17 protein-coding genes are annotated in these 19,399 nt (G+C 61.2%); 11 read left to right on the forward strand and 6 right to left on the reverse strand.

Annotation, left to right across the window (positions count from 1 at the left end; genetic code table 11):
* Positions 1-67: 67 nt before the first annotated feature.
* Genes ACQRBV_RS18580 through ACQRBV_RS18595 form a run of 4 tightly spaced genes read right to left on the reverse strand, consistent with a single transcriptional unit; the run spans position 68 to position 4,682 of the window.
* Entirely contained in the window at positions 68-1,315 is a 1,248-nt protein-coding gene (locus ACQRBV_RS18580) for an efflux RND transporter periplasmic adaptor subunit (protein WP_411984400.1), read from the reverse strand.
* The gene (locus ACQRBV_RS18585) at positions 1,305-2,786 is read right to left on the reverse strand and encodes a TolC family protein (RefSeq protein WP_411984399.1); all 1,482 of its coding nucleotides are present in this window, start codon (positions 2,784-2,786) and stop codon (positions 1,305-1,307) included. The genes ACQRBV_RS18580 and ACQRBV_RS18585 overlap by 11 nt, the downstream gene beginning before the upstream one ends.
* A complete protein-coding gene (locus ACQRBV_RS18590; RefSeq protein WP_411984398.1) occupies positions 2,779-3,978 on the reverse strand; it encodes an ABC transporter permease in 1,200 nt (399 codons plus the stop codon). The genes ACQRBV_RS18585 and ACQRBV_RS18590 overlap by 8 nt, the downstream gene beginning before the upstream one ends.
* Complete coding sequence (locus tag ACQRBV_RS18595; RefSeq protein ID WP_411984397.1) at positions 3,975-4,682, reverse strand: ABC transporter ATP-binding protein; 708 nt, start codon at positions 4,680-4,682, stop codon at positions 3,975-3,977. The genes ACQRBV_RS18590 and ACQRBV_RS18595 overlap by 4 nt, the downstream gene beginning before the upstream one ends.
* A gap of 357 nt (positions 4,683-5,039) precedes the next feature.
* On the opposite strand from ACQRBV_RS18595, the gene ACQRBV_RS18600 reads away from it, so the two are divergent.
* Both ACQRBV_RS18600 and ACQRBV_RS18605 read left to right on the forward strand, forming a co-directional pair.
* Entirely contained in the window at positions 5,040-5,792 is a 753-nt protein-coding gene (locus ACQRBV_RS18600; RefSeq protein WP_104994154.1) for a TetR/AcrR family transcriptional regulator, read from the forward strand.
* A 241-nt stretch (positions 5,793-6,033) separates the two neighbouring features.
* Positions 6,034-9,894 (forward strand): hypothetical protein, encoded by a 3,861-nt coding sequence (locus ACQRBV_RS18605; RefSeq protein WP_411984396.1) that lies wholly within the window; start codon positions 6,034-6,036, stop codon positions 9,892-9,894.
* Positions 9,895-9,978: 84 nt separating this feature from the next.
* Here ACQRBV_RS18605 and ACQRBV_RS18610 read toward each other — a convergent pair whose 3' ends face one another.
* Entirely contained in the window at positions 9,979-11,040 is a 1,062-nt protein-coding gene (locus ACQRBV_RS18610) for an FUSC family protein (RefSeq protein WP_104994153.1), read from the reverse strand.
* 151 nt (positions 11,041-11,191) lie between these two features.
* Entirely contained in the window at positions 11,192-12,808 is a 1,617-nt protein-coding gene (locus ACQRBV_RS18615) for an NADP-dependent glyceraldehyde-3-phosphate dehydrogenase (RefSeq protein ID WP_060755695.1), read from the reverse strand.
* A 149-nt stretch (positions 12,809-12,957) separates the two neighbouring features.
* Between ACQRBV_RS18615 and ACQRBV_RS18620 the strand changes: the two genes are divergently transcribed.
* The 9 genes from ACQRBV_RS18620 to ACQRBV_RS18660 all read left to right on the forward strand — a co-directional run bounded on the left by ACQRBV_RS18620 (position 12,958) and on the right by ACQRBV_RS18660 (position 19,382).
* The gene (locus tag ACQRBV_RS18620) at positions 12,958-13,821 is read left to right on the forward strand and encodes a Dyp-type peroxidase (RefSeq protein WP_060755694.1); all 864 of its coding nucleotides are present in this window, start codon (positions 12,958-12,960) and stop codon (positions 13,819-13,821) included.
* 240 nt (positions 13,822-14,061) lie between these two features.
* Entirely contained in the window at positions 14,062-14,334 is a 273-nt protein-coding gene (locus ACQRBV_RS18625) for a BufA1 family periplasmic bufferin-type metallophore (RefSeq protein ID WP_060755693.1), read from the forward strand.
* On the forward strand, positions 14,331-14,762 hold the full coding sequence (locus ACQRBV_RS18630) for a DoxX family protein (RefSeq protein WP_411984395.1): 432 nt from the start codon (positions 14,331-14,333) through the stop codon (positions 14,760-14,762). The genes ACQRBV_RS18625 and ACQRBV_RS18630 overlap by 4 nt, the downstream gene beginning before the upstream one ends.
* A gap of 28 nt (positions 14,763-14,790) precedes the next feature.
* Positions 14,791-15,561, forward strand: coding sequence for an alpha/beta fold hydrolase (locus ACQRBV_RS18635; RefSeq protein WP_060755691.1), 771 nt, complete (start codon positions 14,791-14,793; stop codon positions 15,559-15,561).
* Positions 15,562-15,586: 25 nt separating this feature from the next.
* Complete coding sequence (locus ACQRBV_RS18640) at positions 15,587-15,859, forward strand: hypothetical protein (RefSeq protein WP_060755690.1); 273 nt, start codon at positions 15,587-15,589, stop codon at positions 15,857-15,859.
* Positions 15,860-15,912: 53 nt separating this feature from the next.
* Positions 15,913-16,737, forward strand: coding sequence for a DUF692 domain-containing protein (locus tag ACQRBV_RS18645; RefSeq protein ID WP_411984394.1), 825 nt, complete (start codon positions 15,913-15,915; stop codon positions 16,735-16,737).
* A complete protein-coding gene (locus ACQRBV_RS18650) occupies positions 16,734-17,483 on the forward strand; it encodes a DNA-binding domain-containing protein (RefSeq protein ID WP_244385559.1) in 750 nt (249 codons plus the stop codon). The genes ACQRBV_RS18645 and ACQRBV_RS18650 overlap by 4 nt, the downstream gene beginning before the upstream one ends.
* Positions 17,476-17,928 carry an alpha/beta fold hydrolase gene (locus ACQRBV_RS18655; RefSeq protein ID WP_104994149.1) on the forward strand — a complete coding sequence of 151 codons (453 nt, stop codon included), beginning with the start codon at positions 17,476-17,478 and terminating at the stop codon, positions 17,926-17,928. Before ACQRBV_RS18650 ends, ACQRBV_RS18655 begins: the two co-directional genes overlap by 8 nt.
* Positions 17,929-18,014: 86 nt before the next feature.
* Positions 18,015-19,382: an MFS transporter gene (locus ACQRBV_RS18660; RefSeq protein ID WP_161549667.1), complete on the forward strand. Its 1,368-nt coding sequence runs from the start codon at positions 18,015-18,017 to the stop codon at positions 19,380-19,382.
* Positions 19,383-19,399 lie beyond the last annotated feature (17 nt).

Consider the following 19,399-nt stretch of genomic DNA (forward strand, 5'->3'; position numbering starts at 1 on the left):
TCAGATTAAACTCTGTGACTGACACACCGCTATCGGGAGCAAGCCCCCTCCCACAGTAGATCCTCATTTATTTTGAGATCTTCACGAATCCAGGCTTGAGGCCGAACACCTCCACACCTTGCGGAGTCGATTGCCCCGTCTTCACCGTCACCCGCTCCACCGGCTTATCCATCGCCGCTCGATACGCCACCGTCATGTCCGGCTCGATCGCCTGGCTTGGAATTACCATCGCCTGGTCATTGTTGTAAGTCACGATGGTCAACCGCGCGCTCATCCCCAAGCGCACACGCTGCAGTTGCTGCGGCGTCAGCTTGGGAATCGACAAGGTCACCGGAAACTGCGCGCTGCCCTGGTTATCACTGGCAATCGCCAACCCGCTGACCACGCTGACGGACCCCGTCAACCGCTCGCCATCGAAGCCGTCTCCCATCACTTCCACCGCCTGGCCCTGGTGCAGTTGGTTGATGTCCAGCTCGGAGACCTTGGCGACGATTTTCAGTCGCTCGATATTGGCCAGGCCGAACAGCACCTGGCCCTGGCTGACCTTGCTGCCCGCCTGCACCGGGGTATTGTTGGTGTTGCCGCCCTGGGGTGAACTGTTGTTGCCCGGCGCCGGCACCACGATGCCGGAGAACGGTGCCTTGACCTCCTGGCCGTCGAGCAACGTGTGCAGGGCCTCGTATTTCACCGTGGCGTTGGTCAACTCCATGTCCGCGATCTGGCGGTAGGCGCCTTTGCCCTGGTCCAGCGCTTGTTGCAATTCGCTGCGCGCGGCGACCAGGTCCAACTGCTGCTGTTGAGCCTGTTGCTTGAGGTCATCGAGCTCGTTGCGCGGGATGATGCCGCGCTTGAACAGGTTCTCGCTTTCCGTGAGTTTGCGCTGGGTGTTGCCGGCCGTCATTTCGGCGGTGCGCAGGCTGCGACGGGCACGGCTGACGGTGGGGCTGCTGTCCCAGTCCTGCATTTCCTGCACGGTGCGCCGCGCCTTGAGTTGGAGGGAGAGGGCATCGCGCAGTTGCACTTCGAGGGTGGCCGGGTCCATGCGCAGCAGCACCTGGCCGGCTTCGACGCGCTGGCCTTGCTCAACCAGGTTGGCCAGGACATTGCCGTCGAAGGGCGCCGTCAGGGTGACGGTAGTGTCAGGCTCGATCTTGCCCACCAGGCCGATCTGGTGCACCAGCGGGTCCGGCTTTACCGCCAGCCACTGCTCGGTGGGCGCGGGCGCGTCGGCGCCCGGGCTGCGCAGCGCCACCCCGGCACCGGCCAGGAGCAGCACCAGTACGGCGCCGATCAGGTACTTCTTGTTAGTAGTCATTGAGGGCGATTTCCCAACTTTCCAGCGTCATGCCCAGGGTCAAGTCGAGCTGGGTCTGGGCGTTCAAATAAGCGATCAGGGCGTTGAGCTGCGCATTTTCGGCGTTGCGCAGGTCGGTCTCGAAACTCAGCACCTGGAAGTTGGTGGAGCGCCCGGCGCTGAGTTTTTCCCGTTCGATCTCGATTTTGCGTCGTGACAGTTCCACGGCGCGCTGGGAGATTTCATATTGGCGCCAGCGGGTACCGAGGTCGCGCACCACATCGTTGACGCTGCGCTCCAGTTCCTGGCGGGCGTCGGCGATACGAATCTCCTGGTCTTCCACGTTCACCCGCGCCCGCACTTCGGCCTGGCGCGTGCTGATATCGCCGATGGGGATCTGCACCTGCACCCCGGCGTAGCTGTCCCAGGTACGCTGATTGGTATTGCCGTTGTCGTTACTATTGTAGGCGTCGCGTATCTGGTTGGCCCCGGCGACCAGGTCGACCTGCCAGCGCCCGGAGTCCTTGGCGATGACCAGGTTCAAGTCCGCCTGCTGGCTGCCCAGCAACGCGGCGAGGTATTCCGGTTGCTGGGTTTGCGCCAGGTTGAATGCCTGGCGCCGGTCGATGCTCATCGGTTTGGCTTCCAGGGCTTCACTGGCACGGATCGGTGTGGACAGGTCCAGAGCCAGTAGGCGCAGCAAGGCGAGGCGGCTGGTGTCCAGCTGGTTTTGCGCCTCTTCCACGCCCAGTTGTTGGGTGGCGATATCGGCTTCGGTCTGCACGATTTCGAATTCGGCCATGCGCCCGGCGCTGATCAACGCCTTGTTCACCTCCAGCAGCGTGCCGGAACGCTTGAGCGCGTCTTGCACGATGCTCAATTGCTCTTGGGCGCGCAGCAGGTCGCGGTAAGTGGCGATGATCTGGCTGATGGTCTGCGCCACGGTGGCCTTGAGGTTCAGGCGGTTGGCCTGTTCCGCCAGGCGCGACAGGCGCAACGGCGCGGTGGTGGCGTCCCAGCCGGCGCCGCGCATCAGCGGCTGGATGATCGACAGGTCCAGGCCGTCACGGCGGTAGCGGCCGGCGCGATCGGCGTTGTTCAGTTGTTGGGTCCAGTTCATGCTCAACCGGGTGCCGTACTCGCCGAGCAAGGTCGCATTGGGGGCCAGGTTGGCGTTGCGTGCGTTGTCCGCCGAACCTCGGGTGGCGCGGTAATAGCTGTTGAGCGTGAGCTTGGGGTTGAAGGTGTCTTCGGCCACGCGCAAGTCGAACTTCTGCGCCACCCGTTGCAGGTAGGCGCTGCGGATCGCCGGGTTATTGCGCAGGCCCAGGTACACGGCGTCGCCCAGGGTGATGTCGGTGACCTGGGCCTTGAGTGACACACCGCGATCATAACCGCTGCGGGTGGTGCTGGGCGCCGAGGGGTTGATCACCACGTCGGCGGCCATGATCGGCAGGCTCACCAGTGCCAGTAGCCATAGCCATTTACTCATCGCGCAAGGCCTCCACTGGCTGCAGCCGCGAGGCCGACACCGCCGGGTAGATGCCAAAGAACAACCCCACCAGCAAGGTGCTGCCGACCCCCAGGGGCAGGGCGGCGACCGCCAGGGAAAATGCCCAGCCCGACAGCCAGGCGTAGAGCCAGGCGGCAGTCATGCCCAGCACCGCACCGCAGAGTGCGCCGACGGCCGTCAAGGTCACGGCTTCCAGCAGGAACAGGTTGCGGATATCCCGCTGCCGTGCGCCCAAGGCCATGCGGATGCCGATCTCGCGGCGGCGCTCCGACACATTCATCAGCATCACGTTCATCACGCCCACGCCGCCGCCGACCAGGGAGATAGCCCCCAACGCCAGCAACAGATAAGCAAAGGTGCGGCTTTGCCGGGTCATGCCATCGATCATTTGCTGGGGCACCTGGATGTCGACGTCGTGGTCGACCAGTTGGCGTTGCAAGGCGGTGGCGGCGTCGTGCGCAATGCGTTCCATATCCTGGCCGGTGGCGGCGCGGATGATCACGCTGCCGATCTGCGGGGTGGCATAGATGCGGCGCATGCCTTCGGCGGGGATGAACAGCGATTCATTGGCCTGAACCGGGATCAGCATGGCGCGAGGCTGGCTGTGCAAAATGCCGACGATCAGGAACAGGTAGTCGTTTATGCGTACGCGATCGCCCAGTTTCAACGGGCTGCCGGGTTGGCTGAGGGCCTGGGCCAACGAGTCGCCGATCACGGCGTAGGTTTCATTGGTGTCGAAACTCGACAGGAAGCGCCCGTCGCGCACGGCCAGGCGCATGGCGTCCTGGATGTCCGGGGTAATGCCGACGAAGTTGGCGTTCACCGCATGCCCCTGGAACACAAGCAGCCCGCTGAACAAGGTGAGCGCGCCGATATGGGCAATGCCTGGCACTGCCTGGCGCACGGCCTCAAGGTCGAGGCTGGCGCGCATGGCTGCATTGCTGTTGCCTTTGGGCGGGAACTGGGCGACCAGGGTGTCGGTGCCCATGTCCTTGAAGATCATCGCCGCGTCGGTGGCGGCGTTATGGCCGATGTTGATCAGCGCCACCACCGACGAGCTACCGATAACGATGCCCAGCAAGGCCAGGATCGAGCGTTTGCCCAAGGTGCGCAGGCTGACGAAGGCTTCATGCAGCAGTTGGCTCACGCTCTGTTCGACCCGCAGGCTCATAGGCGCCCGGCCTCATGCACCGTACCGTTGCGCACCAGGATCTTGCGCTCCAGGCGTTCGGCGATGTGGGCGTCGTGGGTGACGATGATCAGCGTCACCTGTTGTTGGCGGTTGAGCGCCAGGAGCAGGTCCATGATCTCCTGGGCCGTGGTGCTGTCGAGGTTGCCGGTGGGTTCGTCCGCAAGAATCACTGAGGGTTTGCCGACCAGCGCCCGCGCAATCGCCACCCGTTGGCGCTGGCCGCCGGAGAGGTCGGCGGGGCGATGGTGAGCGCGTTCGGCCAGGCCGACTTGTTCGAGCATGTGCAGGGCGCGTTCCAGCGACTCATGACGTGATATGCCACGGTAGCTCAGGGGCAGCGCGACGTTGTCGACGGCGCTGAGGCGTGGCAGCAGGTTGAAGCTCTGGAACACGAAACCGATTTGCTGGTTGCGCAGGGCGGCCAGCTCATCGGGCGTGGCGCTGAAAATATCGTGGCCGGCAAAGTGGTATTGGCCGCCGTTGGGCAAGTCGAGCAGGCCCAGGATATTGAGCAGGGTACTTTTGCCGGAGCCGGACGCACCGAGGATGCCGCAGCTGTCACCGCTGGCGATGGACAGGCACACATCATTGAGAATGGACAGTTCCTGCCCGGCGAGCTGATAGCGTTTGCCGATGCCTTGCAGGGAAATCAAGCCTGGGTGCGCGGGGGTCTGTGTCATCATGACTACGCCTGCAGTCTCGACGGTGCCGCCATGCGCCCGTAAATCTTTGTAACAAGTTCGGGAGCTGTCTGGTACGCGTCACGGACTGGTTTTATTTCTTGTTTTTAAAATATTGTTTGAATAGTAACCGCCTTCCAGCGGCTCCGCCAGCCATGGATGTAGAGCGGTTTAACGCTTTGAAATGACTTGTTGGTGGGCTGGTCCAGCCTTTTGAAAATACCTTGGACTCGCCCCGATAGCCCCATTTATACAGGCTTTTGATAGCATTACGCAGTGTCGCTGCTTGCATTCGATTGGCCGCCCCGGTATAAAAAATCAAATTATTTTTTAAAACAATATTTCCCCCGTGGAACTCTTATGGTCGCGAAGAAACTCAGCGCTCCAAACGTTACCAAGACTCGACTGCTGGATGCGACAGAGGCTCTCTTCATCAAATACGGTTATGACGCGGTCTTGTTGCGGCAGATTACCGAGCGCGCCCAGGTCAACCTGGCTGCCGTGAACTACCACTTCGGGGACAAGGATTCCCTGATGCAGACCCTGCTCAAGCAACGCCTGGAGCCGCTCAACGAGCAGCGCCTGGAATTGCTGGCGCGCTGTGAGGCTGAAGCCGACGGGCCGCTGGATTGCGACACCTTGCTTGGTGTGCTATTCGCGCCGGCCATGGGCCTGGAGCGCAGCGATCCGGCCAGCGGGGAAGGGCGCTCGTTCATTCGTTTCCTGGGCCGGGTCTACAGCGATACCTCGCCGTTTATCCAGGAATACCTCAAGGTACATTACCAGCCAGTGTTCCAGCGCTTCTTCGAAGCCTTCGCCCTGGCCTTGCCGGACCTGCCGCGCAACGAACTGGGGGTGCGCCTGCAATTTGCGCTCAAGGCGATTTCCGGGGTGATGGCCGGCACTGAACTGCGCCTGCTGATGAACTCCATGAGCCTGGGTCGCCCGGCCACGGATGCGGAAGTGATGGCTAAGTTGATCACGCTGGTGTCGGCGGCGATTCGGGTGCCGCAGCAGAGCCCGGAAGCGGAAACCGCGCTGGCCAAGGTGCTGGATACCCAGCGGGCCATCCGCGAACAAGCGGCAACCCCCGCCGCCAAGGCATCGGGCTAGGTCAAATCCAAGGCAAAAAAAGCCCGCTGGGGCGGCGGGCTTGATGTGCAACGTTTGTAACGGATGAGGCTTCACACTACGGCCGCAGATGTGAATAAAGCGTGAAAAATATGTAAGAAAAAGTGTGAAGTTTGTGCGTGACTTACGACCACTTGTCGGGACTGTCATTTCTCACAGGTTACCGAGGGTCGTCCCAAGGTGTTTGATTTCTCCTGGCGATTCCCTGCCCAGGAGACTGACGATGGCGACCAAACCCACCCGCGTTAAAAAAACCGTTGTAACACAATCAACGGAAGAACCAGCCGGCACTGATACCATCAAGAAAGCGGCGGAAAAACCGCTCGCCTCGGCAAGAAAAAAGCGCGTCCCACGTACTCCGCCGAATCCACCCAGGGTCGTTGAGGACTTGGAATCTCCCTACACGATCCCTATGTCGGTCATCCCTGTGGTGGGAGTGGCTTACGGTATTGGCCGTCGCCATATCACGCGTGGCTTGACTTACGCGTTCGAGCGCTGGACTCAATGCCGTGCGGGTGACGAATTTATAATTTGGATGAACGGCATTCTGATGGCCAGTGACAAAGTCACCCTGGCCAATCAAAGCGACCCACGATTCTTTCTGGTCATTCCCAGGTCGAGCTTGTTACTGCATTTTGTCGACGACGTCTATGGAGAGGTGCGGCGGGTCGGCGCCGGTACGGTCAGTACATCAGAGCGCCAACGAATCCTGATACTGGATACCCTGCCAGGTGGGGAAGGGAATTGTGATGGCACTTATCACACGGGCCTCACCTTTACGCTTTCCCACACGATTATTGACAGCGTCGTTGCCTCACGGGGTGTGGATGTCACTATTCGTGCGTGGGCCAATATGCGTGTCAATGATCTGGTGATGTTTTACTGGGGCAACCACCGTTTTGAACTCCCACCCATCCTGCCAGGCGAAGTCGGGCGTGACCTGAGCTTTCTCATCACCCCCGATTTTCTGAGCGCCGTCGGGGACGGCCATTTTGTCGTGCAATTCTACTTGTATGACGAAGTGCTCGATGAATCCGGACCATGCCATCGCTGGAGCAAGCCAGTCCCGGTCGAGGTCGTCCTTAGTACTACCTTTCTGGAGGAGCCGGAGATTATCGAGGCGGACCCTGATTTACTGATTGTGGACGCCGACTCATTGCATGGGGCGCCGGCTAACGGGTCTGTATTCATTCGCAGAAATCATCCGGCCTTCGGCGCGGGGGATCACCTTATCTGGACGGTGATGGGCAACACGCCAGAGGGGGAAGAGGTTCGCTACAGTTTTCGCCTGCCCGTGATGCTGGCCAGTTACAACGATATCTCAATTCCCAATGCAATTGTCCGGTCATTGATCCAGAGTACGCTGAGAATTTCCTACGTCAGGGAAAGAGAAATGTTGCCTTCACGGCCAACTGTCTATGCGGTCGCGGGCGTTCGCCACACGTTGCCCGAGCCTGACGTGCTTCAACGACATGGGCCATTTGTCGAACCGGATTTGCGTCTTATCACCGTAGCAATGCCTGACTATGCACCAGGCAATTCGGGCGACGATCTGCAAGTCAATATTCTGGGTGAACACCTGGATGGTAGCGTGGAGCGTGTGTTCAGTCACCGGGCGGCGGGTGTCCATCCCCGCTTCCGCGATTTTTTAAACGCGCAATATGCGCGATTTGAAGGCCTGCTCCGTACTCGCGTCTATTACCTGGTTACTGGCCCGGTCACTGTACGTGAATCCGAACGTCGATATATCCAGATCGGGCGGCCGGCGCGTACGCTGGTTGCGCCGAGTATCCAAGAGGCGGATGTCACGAACAATATTGATCCCGCCACAGTGGGCAGTGTCGCCACCTTTGAGGCTCGCGCGGAATTCAGGGCGGGAGATGAAGTCATCATCAAGTATGTGGGCTCGGTGACGGGAAGCACCACGATTGAGTATGTGCTGGCGGTTGGTTCCAACCCTTTCCTGGCGGATGTCCCCAAAAAGCTGATTGACGACAACCTGGATGGCACACTCCGTGTCAGCTATGTGCGCCGGCGATTTGGTGTTGATGAGTTGTCCGAAGAAAAGGCCTACACCATAGGCCGGGCGTTGGGCGAGTTGTTTCCACCTGAAGTGGTGGAGGCTACAACAGGGCCGGATGAACTCGACCCCCGTTTGGTTGCGATTTCGGGGGCTACCGTCCGGTGTCGCTACGAGCACCCCAAGGACGGCGATCAGGTCGAGGTCTGCTGGCGTGGTCTGTCGGGTGCCGGGACGCACTTTGAAAGCAAGGACGCCAACCGGGGGGACACGTTTGTCGAGGTCATCGTTCCGCCCTCTGCAATTGGTTTCAATATCCACCCCCAGGGACGAGATATTGACGTGTCTTTCAAAGTTATCCGCAATGGCGTTCCCACCGATTCGCCGGTACTTACGTTGAACCTGCTCACGCTGAGTCATTTGCCTGGAGCGACAATCGACAGCATCGGTGAAAGTGCGATTCTCGAGATACCGAAGTTGGATGACCTTGACCAGACCCGAGTTGCTCCCTGGCCATATATTGAGATTAATCAGCGTATGTGGTTGCGTAATGAAGGCACCCTGGATACCGACGCTGCCTATTTGGAAGAAACTTATGTCGGCCGCGAGGTCTCGGTAGCGGATGTCAACAATGGGCCTGCTCCGTTTACACCCGTAAGCCGGCTGCGCCGTTTGAAAGAGTGGACGCCATTCACCATTGACTTCGGGGTAACCTTCAATCACACCAACAACCCTGCCGATATCGTGTGGTTTGAAACCCGCCACCATATGGTCCAGACGCAGCCTAACGTATTCCCCCATCCGGAAATCAAGTATTCGACGCCGCCCAGTGGGCCGGAAGTCGTTATCAGCCCGATCACCGTCGAGAACAAATGCCAGGTGCTGGTGACCTACCCCAATATGAACCAGGGTGGGACCGACATGATTACGCTGTACTGGATCGGTGCTGATGGTGTTCCGGTTGAAGTTGGCACGCAGACAGGCCTGGACGGTGGCACGGTGACGTTCAACGTCAGTAATGAGTTGGTCGGCGTGAGTATCCACACCACGATCCAGTTGCAGTATGAAGTGATATTGGGTCGAGGCGGGGAAGGTTCGTCGGAAGTGCAGATGGTGCATGTTCAGGCAATTCCACAGGCCAGTTTGCCTAGGGCTTTGATCAACAATGTGGCGAATGGGGGATCCATAAACCCGGCCAGTTTAACGGGCGATGCGATGCTGAGGATGATCAAGTGGCCTTACAGCGCCAAAGATCAAGTTGCCTGGCTGACCCTGGCGGCGCCAGGCGCGGTGACGCAGAATCTACTGGTGGAGCATCGGGTTTCCGAGAATGAAGCCATCAACGGTTTTGCCAATATCACGGTGCTGCGCAGTTGGCTGATGACTGTGCCGAACAATGGCACGGTGACGATCAACCCCCTCGTTAACTTTAATCGGCAGAATGATAAGGGAATGGCGGTCGTCTTCCCGCCGACTCAGTACAGGATTGCTCACACCACGGCCCTGGTCTTTGATTCCTCGGCTGTTTACTTCAATAGGAAGACCTACTTTTTGGACGGTTACCCTAACGTCTTGCCCATTTTCGGCCCCGGGAATTCGATTCAGCGCGTGGCAAGCGGGGGGACGAGGCCATATTTGTACTCAACCTCCAATGCTGGCGTCGTGCACGTTGACGCCAATACGGGCTATGCCACCATGCGCGGCAACGGCAGTGCGGTAATCAGTGTGCGTGACTCGTCGGTGCCTGCACAAGTCCGTAGTTACACCGTGTATGCAAGCAATGCAGTACGTTGTGTCGGCTTGGGTCGCAGTACGCTTGGCAACATCCGATCCTCCGCGAATAACGCCGGGGCACGGTTGCCGAGCCTTGATGAAGCCCGTGAGTTGCATCAGGTCTTCGGCTATTTGTGGCCGATGGGCAATGCGCTCTATTGGACATCGACCTTCTCCCACAGTTTTTTCTTTACCAACTACTACTACGGCTTGAACATCAATACGGGAGAAATATTGGCAGGCAAGGACCATGTCATTGGAGACCACTTCAATGGTGTCGGGCTCAGGTAGCGGGATAGGGCGTTAAGGCACAGAGGAGAGAGGTTCACGACAAGTCGGGAACCTCTCTTTTTTGCTTGGAGATGCGCAAAGTTGTCAGATTTTCCAGCGCTTTGCGCACTGCCCTAAACGTAAACGCATCGTGTCTACATTCGCTGCCAACTGCATCGTCAACAACCGATACCCATCCAACTCAGTGTAAATCGGTGTACCCAGAGTAGGCTCCGCGACCGCGCTATTCCCCTCCCGCTCCAACCGCTCCGTCACCCCGGATTTCAATGCTCGCGCCATCCCCACCAGTTGCACGCGGATCTGCCGGTGTTCGGCCTTCAACATCATTTGCATCCGCGCCATCGCCTGTTCATCCCGTGGGTCCGGCCGCGTATTGCCCAAGATTTCCAACGTGCTGATACACATACGCAGATGCCGCTGGATCGCGTCCAGCTCGGTCATGGAAATCCGCACTTCCTTGGACACCGACGGCATCAGCGAGCGCAGTTGCACCATCGCGGCGTTCAAGCGATTGAGCAGTTTGAGGTGTTCATCATCGGTGACCGACTGGCCATTGATGATCCGGCTGTAAATAGCCGCGCAGTCGCGCAACGCACTGGCCAGGTTGTAGCGCCAGGAGTACACGGCATACAGCGGCAGGGCGAAGGAGAACGCCAGCGCCAGTACGATGCCGATCAGGATATCCACGGTGCGCCACAAACCATCGGAGATCGGGTTATCGCCGTGGCCGGCGACGATGAACACCGTGATCGCCGACAGCAGCGCGATATAACCGCCCTTGCCGATGGCGTGATAGGAAAAGAACCCGCACACCACCGACATCAGCAGGTAGGTCAGCAGCGGCTGGCCCAGCCAAGCCTGTTGCACCACCAAGGCCAGGCCGACACTCGCGCCGATCAAGGTGCCATAGGCCCGCTCCACGGCTTTTTTGCCGATATTGCCGTGGTGCTGCAACCCGCCGATCACGATCAGCATGGTCACCGACGCCCACTCACCGTGGGGCAGGTTGATGCCCGTGGTGAGGAGGATGGTCGCCAGCAAGCCGATGGACACGCGCACGGCGTGGATCAGCTTGGCATGGCGATAGCGCCGATACGGGTCGAGCAACGGGCGCAGCAGGCGCCGGGCGAACAGGGGCAGGTTCATCGGTACTAAAGTGGCCTCAAAAGTCAGGGCGTACGCGGTTCAATTGTGGGAGGGGGCTTGCCCCCGATAGCAGTCTCTCAGTAACAGATAGGCTGACTGACCCACCGCTATCGGGAGCAAGCCCCCTCCCACATTTAAATCAGCATGCTTCTTAGAAGATGTAGTCGGTTGTCAGGAAGCTTGAGTCACGATTACGCAAGATGTCACTGACCAGCGCCTTGTTGCTTTCCTGGAACTTGGTCGCCACCAGGGTACGGATCGAGAACACGCGCAACGCGTCATGCACCGACAGCGTGCCCTCGGCCGAGTTCTTGCGCCCGTTGAACGGGAAGGTGTCCGGCCCACGCTGGCATTGGGCATTGATGTTGATGCGTCCAACCTGGTTGGCGAAGGTGTCCACCAGCGTGCCGACGGCCTCGGGGTTGGTGCCGAAGAGGCTCAGTTGCTGGCCGAAATCCGAATCCAGCACATAGTCGATCACGGTTTCCAGGTCACGGTAAGGCACGATCGGCACCACGGGGCCGAACTGTTCCTCGTGGTACACGCGCATCTGCGGGTTCACCGGGTAGAGCACTGCGGGGTAGAAGAACGAGCCGCGACTGACACCGCCGTTGGGGTTCACCACGTGGGCGCCGTGCGCTGCGGCATCGGCCACCAGGCCGTTGAGGTAATCCACCTTGCCCACTTCGGGCAAGGGTGTCAGCGCAACCCCGTCTTCCCAGGGCATGCCGGGCTTGAGGGTGGCGAGTTTCTGGTTGAATTTCTCGATAAAGCGCTCGACCACATCCTCATGCACAAACAGGATTTTCAGTGCGGTGCAGCGCTGGCCGTTGAACGACAGCGAACCGGTGACGGCTTCGCTCACCGCATTGTCCAGGTCGACCTCGGGCAACACGATACCGGGGTTTTTCGCATCCAGGCCCAGCGCTGCGCGCAGACGGTGGGGCTTGGGGTGCAGCTTTTTCAGGTCACTGGCGGCCTTGTTGGTGCCGATAAATGCAAAGATATCGATCTTGCCGCTGGCCATCAGCGCGCTGACGGTTTCGCGGCCACTGCCGTAGATCACGTTGATCACCCCGGCCGGGAAGCTGTCGCGGAAGGCTTCCAGCAATGGGCGGATCAACAGCACGCCGAGCTTGGCCGGCTTGAACACCACGGTGTTGCCCATGATCAACGCCGGGATCAGCGTGGTGAAGGTTTCGTTCAGCGGGTAGTTATACGGCCCCATGCACAGCGCTACGCCCAGCGGTACGCGGCGGATCTGGCCGAGGGTGTCCTGCTCCAGTTCGAAGCGGCTGGAGCGGCGGTCGAGTTCCTTGAGCGCATTGATGGTGTCGGTGATGTAGTCGCAGGTGCGGTCGAACTCTTTCTGTGAGTCCTTGAGGTTCTTGCCGATCTCCCACATCAGCAGCTTGACCACCGCGTCGCGCTGTTCGCGCATACGGCGTAAAAAGGCTTCGACGTGCCTGATGCGATCAACCACGCGCATCGTCGGCCATTCGCCCTGGCCACGGTCGTAGGCGCGCACGGCGGCGTCGAGGGCGGTGAGGGCGGTGTCGGCGTCGAGCAGCGGGGTGCTGCCGATATGCACGCGTTCTTCGCCGAACTGCACCGGGCTCTGCACCTTGGCGAGCGGGCCGTTCCACACGTGCAACTGGCCGTCTACCAGGTAGTCACGCTGTTCAATGGGCGCGCCCAGGCGGAAGGCTTCGGGAATCTCGGTGGCGGAGGCGGGAAACAGCTCGGCGAGCAGGTTGCTGGTGGTCATATCGCTACCCCTGGAAAAGTTACAAAACATGACTGGGACATGACTAGAGAGTCACCCAACACAGGGCTCTATGGCAAGGCTTGCGCGCTTTCTTGTACGCATGGCAGTGCGCGGCGGTTAAACTGCGCGACTTTCTGGAAGGAGTTCACATGAGTCAGTACCAGCCGGGCATTCTTGCCGCACCGGTGCCATTGCAGGCACGCCATCTGTTTTTTGCCGTGGACTCCTTGGGCGGCGTACCGGCCGCGCTGGACGCACTGGTGCAATTGGCCGATTCGGCGGCGGTGGTCGGCTTGGGTGAACCGCTGGTCGCAGCATTGGGCGCGCATATCGACGGGCTGCGTGCATTCCCCGCCGTCAGCGGCCCGGGCGCGCACAACCCCTCGACTCAACAGGCGCTGTGGGTATGGTTGCATGGCGTGGATCGGGGGGAGTTGCTGTTACGCAGCCGCGCCTTCGAAAAAGCCCTGGCCCCGGCCTTTCGCCTGGTGCAGATGACCGAAGGGTTCCGCTACAAGACCGGCTTCGATCTCACCGATTATGAAGACGGCACCGAAAACCCCCACGATGATGCTGCGGTCGAAGCCGCACTGACCGACAGCGGCGCCAGCTTCGCCGCCCTCCAGCAATGGCAACATGACCTCGACGGCTTCGCCGCCTTGCCGGCCCTGGAGCGCGACCACATCATCGGTCGCCGGCATGGCGACAACGAAGAGCTGGACGATGCCCCCGCGTCCGCCCACACCAAGCGCACCGCGCAGGAAAGCTTCACCCCGGAAGCCTTCGTGGTACGCCGCTCGATGCCCTGGGCCGAGAACGGCCAGGCCGGGTTGATGTTCCTCGCGTTTGGCCACTCCTTCGACGCGTTCGAGGCGCAACTGCGGCGCATGAGCGGCCTGGAAGATGGAATTGTCGATGGGCTGTACCGCATCAGCACGCCGTTGACCGGCGGTTACTACTGGTGCCCGCCGATCCAGGAGGGGCGTCTGGACCTGAGCGCGCTGGCACGCTGATCGACTGCGCCAACTGCTAACTGAAAAGCGCCCTGACCCGAACGGTCAGGGCGCTTTTTTTTGTGGCTGTGTATCACGCTGTATCTGAGCACCCTCCTGATACACCGGCATGACGTTCTATCGCGTTCGCGACACAGAGCGGATACACGCCTGGCTTTAACTCTGTTCACCAGCTGGCGCAGGCGGTCATCGACCCCAAGGCGCCCTGGCCACACTCAGTCAAGCCAGGAGACTCACCCCATGAAGCGTTCTTACGCAGCCCTTGCGGCAACCCTCGCCCTGTCCCTCAGTGCCTTCGCGGCCGTGGCCCATGCCGATGAGCCCAAGCCCCAGGAGAAATGCTTCGGCGTGGCCCTCGCGGGTGCCAACGATTGCGCCGCAGGCAAAGGCACCTCATGTGCCGGCACCGCCACCACCGACTACCAGGGCAACGCCTGGGTGCTGGTGGACAAAGGTACCTGCACCCAGATCAAGACCCCCAAAGGCTACGGCAGCCTCACGGAGCAACCATGAGCCGAGCGGCCCCGGCGGTGGTGATCCAGCGCCTACTGCCCCAGGCCATGCTGTTGCTGGTGGCCCGTGTGGGCATCGCGGCGGTGTTCTTCCTGTCGGGGCGTACCAAGGTCACCGGTGTGCTTGAACTCAAGCCGTCGACCTACACGCTGTTTCGCTCGGAATACGCCTTGCCGCTGATCCCGCCGGACTGGGCCGCGCACCTGGCGACCTACGCCGAACACCTGTTCCCGCTGTTGTTGGTGCTGGGCCTGCTGACCCGTCCGGCTGCTGCCGCACTGTTGGGCATGACCCTGGTGATCGAGGTGTTTGTGTACCCCGATGCCTGGCCGGTGCACCTGACCTGGGCGGGCCTGTTGCTGCCGCTGCTGGCGTATGGCGGTGGAGCCTGGTCGCTGGACCGCCTGCTGGCGGCTAGACGTGGCTGACTTTCTACAACCTGAATGGAGCTTTCCCATGCGTATGCTTTCTTCTCTGGCCATTGCCATGGCCTTGACCGTTCCCATGCTGGCCCAGGCGGCGCAGGCCCCACAGCCTCCACAGCCCGGCACCGGTAAGAACGTGGTGATCGTGCCCGGATCGTTCGTCGACGGTTCCGGTTGGCGGGTGGTGCACGACATCTTGATTCACAAGGGCTACAAGGTCACGGTGGTGCATCAGGGCCACGAAAACCTCGCGGCCGATGTGGCCGAAGCCCGCGAAGTGCTGGAGCAACAGGTCGGCCCGGTGGTGCTGGTGGGCCACAGTTCCGCGGGTGGGGTGATCTCGATTGCCGGTGACCGCGACAAGGTCAAGGCACTGGTCTACGTCTCGGCATTGCAGCCGGAGGTGGGCGAGAACATGGCCCAGTTGATCGGCTCCATGCCGGCGCCCAGCGATGACATCCAACAGAAGCGCGACGGTCATCTGTTCTTTGACCGCGCCAAGTTCAACGCGGACTTTGCCGCCGACCTGAGCACCAACCGCACTGACTTCATGGCCGCCTCCCAAGTGCCGGCCACCACCGCACTGTTTGGCGGCACCGTATGGGCCGCGGCTTGGCACAAGAAGCCGACCTACGCGGTGGTGTCCACCGAAGACCGCGCCCTGAGCCCCGACCTGCAGCGTTGGATGTACCAGCGCGCCGGTTCCAAGGTCACCGAAATCAAAGCCAGCCACGCGGTGTACATCTCCCAGCCCGAGGCTGTGGCGAAGGTCATCGAAGACGCTGCATCCGTTATCCAATAACCCACGACACCCTGGAGAAACACCCATGAACACTGCACTCAAATCCCGCTTGAGCCTGGCTGCCGCCGCCGCATTGATCGCCATGGCCTCGGCTTCATTCGCCACTGCCGCCAGCGCCGCCGACGCGCAGGAAAAGCCCGGCCGCTGCTACGGCGTCAACACCTGCAAGGGCACCAGCCTGTGCGCAACCGCCAAGAACGACTGCAAAGGCCTCAACAGCTGCAAAGGCGAAGGCGTGATCGTCAAGACGCCGTCTGAATGCCTCAAGGCCGGCGGCACCTTGACTGAACCGAAGTAATCCACTCGGCGAGCCCTGCGCGGGCTCGCCACTTTTTTTTGCGGGGATCCGCCATGCCGACACCTAATCCTCACTTTTCCGGCTACGGCCTGGGGCTGCGCAAGGAGCATTACAGCGACTTTCTGGAAACTTCGGTGCCCGTGGACTTTGTCGAAGTGATCTCCGAAAACTTCATGGTCGCGGGCGGCCAGCCCCGGCATATTTTGCGCCAGGTCCGCGAGCGGCACCCGGTGGCGCTGCATGGGGTGTCGATGTCGATCGGCACCGCCGAAGGGCTCGACGCCCACTACCTGCGGCGCCTCAGGTCGCTGGTCGATGAGATCGAGCCGCTGTTTGTCTCCGACCATCTGAGCTGGTCACGCAGCGGTCACTTCAATGCCCACGATTTATTGCCGGTGCCCTACACCGAAGAGGCGCTGGACCGGGTGTGCGCCAATATCGATCAGGCCCAGGAGGCGTTGGGCCGTACGCTGCTGTTCGAAAACCCGTCGAGTTACCTGGCCTTTGATGGCGCCGTCATGAGCGAGTGGGCATTTATCGACGCCATGACCAGGCGCACGGGCTGTGAGTTGCTGTTGGACATCAACAATGTGTTTGTCAGCGCCAGCAACCACGGCTTCGATGCCGACGCGTTCCTCGGCGGCATCCCCGCCGAACGGGTACGCCAGGTGCACTTGGCCGGGCATAGCCAGGGCCGCGAATTGTTGATCGACAGCCATGACAGCCCGGTGTGTGACGGGGTGTGGGCGCTGTATGCCAAGGCCATGGCCAAACTGGGCCCGGTGGCGACCATGATCGAACGTGACGATGAGATTCCGCCATTGGCCGAGTTACTGCGGGAATTGTCGATGGCCCGCACGCTGGGAGCGCAGCCATGAACCTGGCCGAGTGGCAGCAAACCTTTCGGACCTGGCTGGTGAGCGCGTCGGATGAGTCCGCTCAACGGCTGGGCAATCACCACGCCGGGCTTGCGGTGTACCAGAACAACTACCGTGCCCAGTTGGTGGGGTGCCTGGAGCAGGCGTTTCCCAACCTGCGCCGTTGGCTCGGTGAGACGGCATTCCTGGCGGCCAGCATGACTTACATCGACCAGCGGCCACCCCACGCCTGGACCCTGGATGCCTACCCCGAAGGCTTCTATCACAGCTTGAAAAGCACGTTTGCACACAATCCCGATGTGCACGAACTGGCCTGGATCGAGTCGGCCCTGAGCGAAGCCTTTGTGGCTGCCGATGCTCAACCCGTGCCGTTGGAGGCGCTGGCCGGGGTGGACTGGGACACGGCCCACCTGCGGTTGACGCCGTCGCTGCGTTGCCATGCCTTGACCACCAATGCCGAGGCGATCTGGTCAGCCTTGTGGCAAGAGGCCGCGGCCCCCGAAGCGGTCATGCTTGATGTCCCGGGTGGTGTGCTGGTGTGGCGGCGGCAGTTCACCTCGCGCCTGCGCCAGGTGGATGCGCTGGAACTGCACGCATTGTTGCAGGTGCAGGGCGACGGCAGTTTTGCCGGGTTATGTGAGTGCCTGGTCGAGCGCCTGGGGGAAGAGGCCGGTGTGATGCAGGCCGGTGAGTACCTGGCCGGGTGGCTGGGCAGTGAGTTGATTGTGGAGGTGGGCCATGTTTGATCGTCGTGATTTTCTGCTGCTGGCGGCAGTCACCTTGTCCGCGCCGGCGTTTGCCGTGCAACAGGTAAGCACCGATGAGCAGGACATTCGCTATGAACAGGCCGGGCCGGAGGAGGGCCGTGCGATCATCCTGCTGGCAGCCGATGCCAATGCCTTTGCCGCAGTGATACCCGCTCTGGCCGCCCAAGGGTTTCGGGTGATTGTGCCGTACTTGCGCGATGCGCACGACGCAGCGCTTGGCCAGGATGTGCTGGAACTGATGAATGTACTGCATATCCCCGAGGCGGTACTGGCGGGTGTGGAATTGGGCGCGCGGGTGGCTTCGCATGCTGCGCTATTGAAGCCGAGTCGCTGCGTCGGGCTGGTCACCTCGAACACCGCGCCCCAGCTCGGTTTTGCCGAGGCGGTGGGGCTGATGGCGAAGACCGGACACTGGCGAACATGAAAATATTGACAGCCAGGCGATCGGCCACTGAAAAAAATCCCCGCTGCCCGTAACCTAGAGGCCTTTGTCACCTGCGGGGAGTGTTCATGTCTTCTGTTGCCGATGGGTTGCCCTCCCATAAACGCTGGCCGGCGGTGATTGCCCTGTCTCTGGGGATCGGCATGGCAACCCTCGACACGGCCATCGTCAACACCGCGTTGCCGACGCTGGCCGAGGGTATCGGCACCGATTCGGCCTCGGTGATCTGGGTGGTCAACGCTTACCAGTTGGCGATCATCGCCACGGTGCTGCCCTTTGCATCATTGAGCGATGTGCTCGGGCACCGGCGGGTTTATCTGGGCGGCTTGTTGCTGTTCATTGTCTCGTCGCTGTTGTGTGGGCTGGCCGGTTCGCTATTGACCCTGACCGCCGCACGCGTGGCGCAAGGGCTCGGCGCGGCGGCACTGATGAGCGTGAATACCGCGTTGCTGCGGCATATCTACCCGTCAAAAATGCTTGGGCGCGGGCTGGGCTACAACTCGCTGGTGGTGGGGCTGGCGTTTACCCTTGGGCCGACCGCTGCGTCGGCGATTCTGTCGGTGGCGACCTGGCATTGGCTGTACCTGATCAACGTACCCTTGGGGCTGTTGGCACTGGGCCTGGGGTTGCGCGCGCTGCCGGTACTGCCGTTGACCGGGCATGCCTTCGACCGTCTTGCCGCGCTGTTGTGTGCCGGTCTGTTCGCCTTGCTGGTGTTGGGGCTGGGCACCGCCGTACACGGCGCCCAGGGCGCATTGACCCTGGGCCTGTTGGCCTTGGCGCTGGGTTGCGGTGCCTGGCTGCTGCGCCGCGAGGTCGGTCACCCGGCTCCGATGCTGGCGGTGGACCTGTTCAAGCGCCCGGTGTTTGCCCTGTCGTCCCTCACGGCCATCTGTGCGTTCAGTGCCCAGGGGCTGGCCTTTGTGTCGCTGCCGTTCCTGTTGCAGGCGGTGCTGGGGCATAGCCAGGTGGAAACCGGGTTTTTGATGACGCCGTGGCCGGCGGTCGTCGCGGTGATGGCGCTGGTGGCGGGGCGCCTCGCGGATCGAGTGTCGCTGGCGGTGTTGTGCGGCATCGGGCTGTTGATGCTCAGTGTGGGCATGGCGACGTTGGCCACGCTGGGCAGCGGCGCATCGGCCTTTGAGATTGGCTGGCGCATGGCCTTGTGTGGTGCCGGGTTCGGCTTTTTCCAGTCGCCCAACCTCAAGGCAATCATGACCAGTGCCCCCTTGGCCCGCAGCGGCGGCGCCAGCGGCATCGTGGCGATCTCGCGCTTATTGGGGCAGACGCTGGGGGCGTCGCTGGTGGCGTTCTGTTTCCATCTGTCTGTGGGCAGTGGTCCTGAGTACGCGCTATGGCTGGGTTGCGCGTTTGCCTTGGTCGGCGCCGTGGCCAGTGGCTTGCGTCTGTTGCCCTATGACAAAAAGGTCGGATAAATCGTTGTAAAACGCTG

Source organism: Pseudomonas sp. R11F (genome assembly GCF_050312575.1).
Classification (GTDB): domain Bacteria; phylum Pseudomonadota; class Gammaproteobacteria; order Pseudomonadales; family Pseudomonadaceae; genus Aquipseudomonas; species Aquipseudomonas palleroniana.

Bases quoted from the DNA above. Each gene is read 5' to 3' on its own strand.
- ACQRBV_RS18580 (WP_411984400.1), bottom strand. From the start codon at position 1,315: ATGACTACTAACAAGAAGTACCTGATCGGCGCCGTACTGGTGCTGCTC.
- ACQRBV_RS18585 (WP_411984399.1), bottom strand. From the start codon at position 2,786: ATGAGTAAATGGCTATGGCTACTGGCACTGGTGAGCCTGCCGATCATG.
- ACQRBV_RS18590 (WP_411984398.1), bottom strand. From the start codon at position 3,978: ATGAGCCTGCGGGTCGAACAGAGCGTGAGCCAACTGCTGCATGAAGCC.
- ACQRBV_RS18595 (WP_411984397.1), bottom strand. From the start codon at position 4,682: ATGATGACACAGACCCCCGCGCACCCAGGCTTGATTTCCCTGCAAGGC.
- ACQRBV_RS18600 (WP_104994154.1), top strand. From the start codon at position 5,040: ATGGTCGCGAAGAAACTCAGCGCTCCAAACGTTACCAAGACTCGACTG.
- ACQRBV_RS18605 (WP_411984396.1), top strand. From the start codon at position 6,034: ATGGCGACCAAACCCACCCGCGTTAAAAAAACCGTTGTAACACAATCA.
- ACQRBV_RS18610 (WP_104994153.1), bottom strand. From the start codon at position 11,040: ATGAACCTGCCCCTGTTCGCCCGGCGCCTGCTGCGCCCGTTGCTCGAC.
- ACQRBV_RS18615 (WP_060755695.1), bottom strand. From the start codon at position 12,808: ATGACCACCAGCAACCTGCTCGCCGAGCTGTTTCCCGCCTCCGCCACC.
- ACQRBV_RS18620 (WP_060755694.1), top strand. From the start codon at position 12,958: ATGAGTCAGTACCAGCCGGGCATTCTTGCCGCACCGGTGCCATTGCAG.
- ACQRBV_RS18625 (WP_060755693.1), top strand. From the start codon at position 14,062: ATGAAGCGTTCTTACGCAGCCCTTGCGGCAACCCTCGCCCTGTCCCTC.
- ACQRBV_RS18630 (WP_411984395.1), top strand. From the start codon at position 14,331: ATGAGCCGAGCGGCCCCGGCGGTGGTGATCCAGCGCCTACTGCCCCAG.
- ACQRBV_RS18635 (WP_060755691.1), top strand. From the start codon at position 14,791: ATGCGTATGCTTTCTTCTCTGGCCATTGCCATGGCCTTGACCGTTCCC.
- ACQRBV_RS18640 (WP_060755690.1), top strand. From the start codon at position 15,587: ATGAACACTGCACTCAAATCCCGCTTGAGCCTGGCTGCCGCCGCCGCA.
- ACQRBV_RS18645 (WP_411984394.1), top strand. From the start codon at position 15,913: ATGCCGACACCTAATCCTCACTTTTCCGGCTACGGCCTGGGGCTGCGC.
- ACQRBV_RS18650 (WP_244385559.1), top strand. From the start codon at position 16,734: ATGAACCTGGCCGAGTGGCAGCAAACCTTTCGGACCTGGCTGGTGAGC.
- ACQRBV_RS18655 (WP_104994149.1), top strand. From the start codon at position 17,476: ATGTTTGATCGTCGTGATTTTCTGCTGCTGGCGGCAGTCACCTTGTCC.
- ACQRBV_RS18660 (WP_161549667.1), top strand. From the start codon at position 18,015: ATGTCTTCTGTTGCCGATGGGTTGCCCTCCCATAAACGCTGGCCGGCG.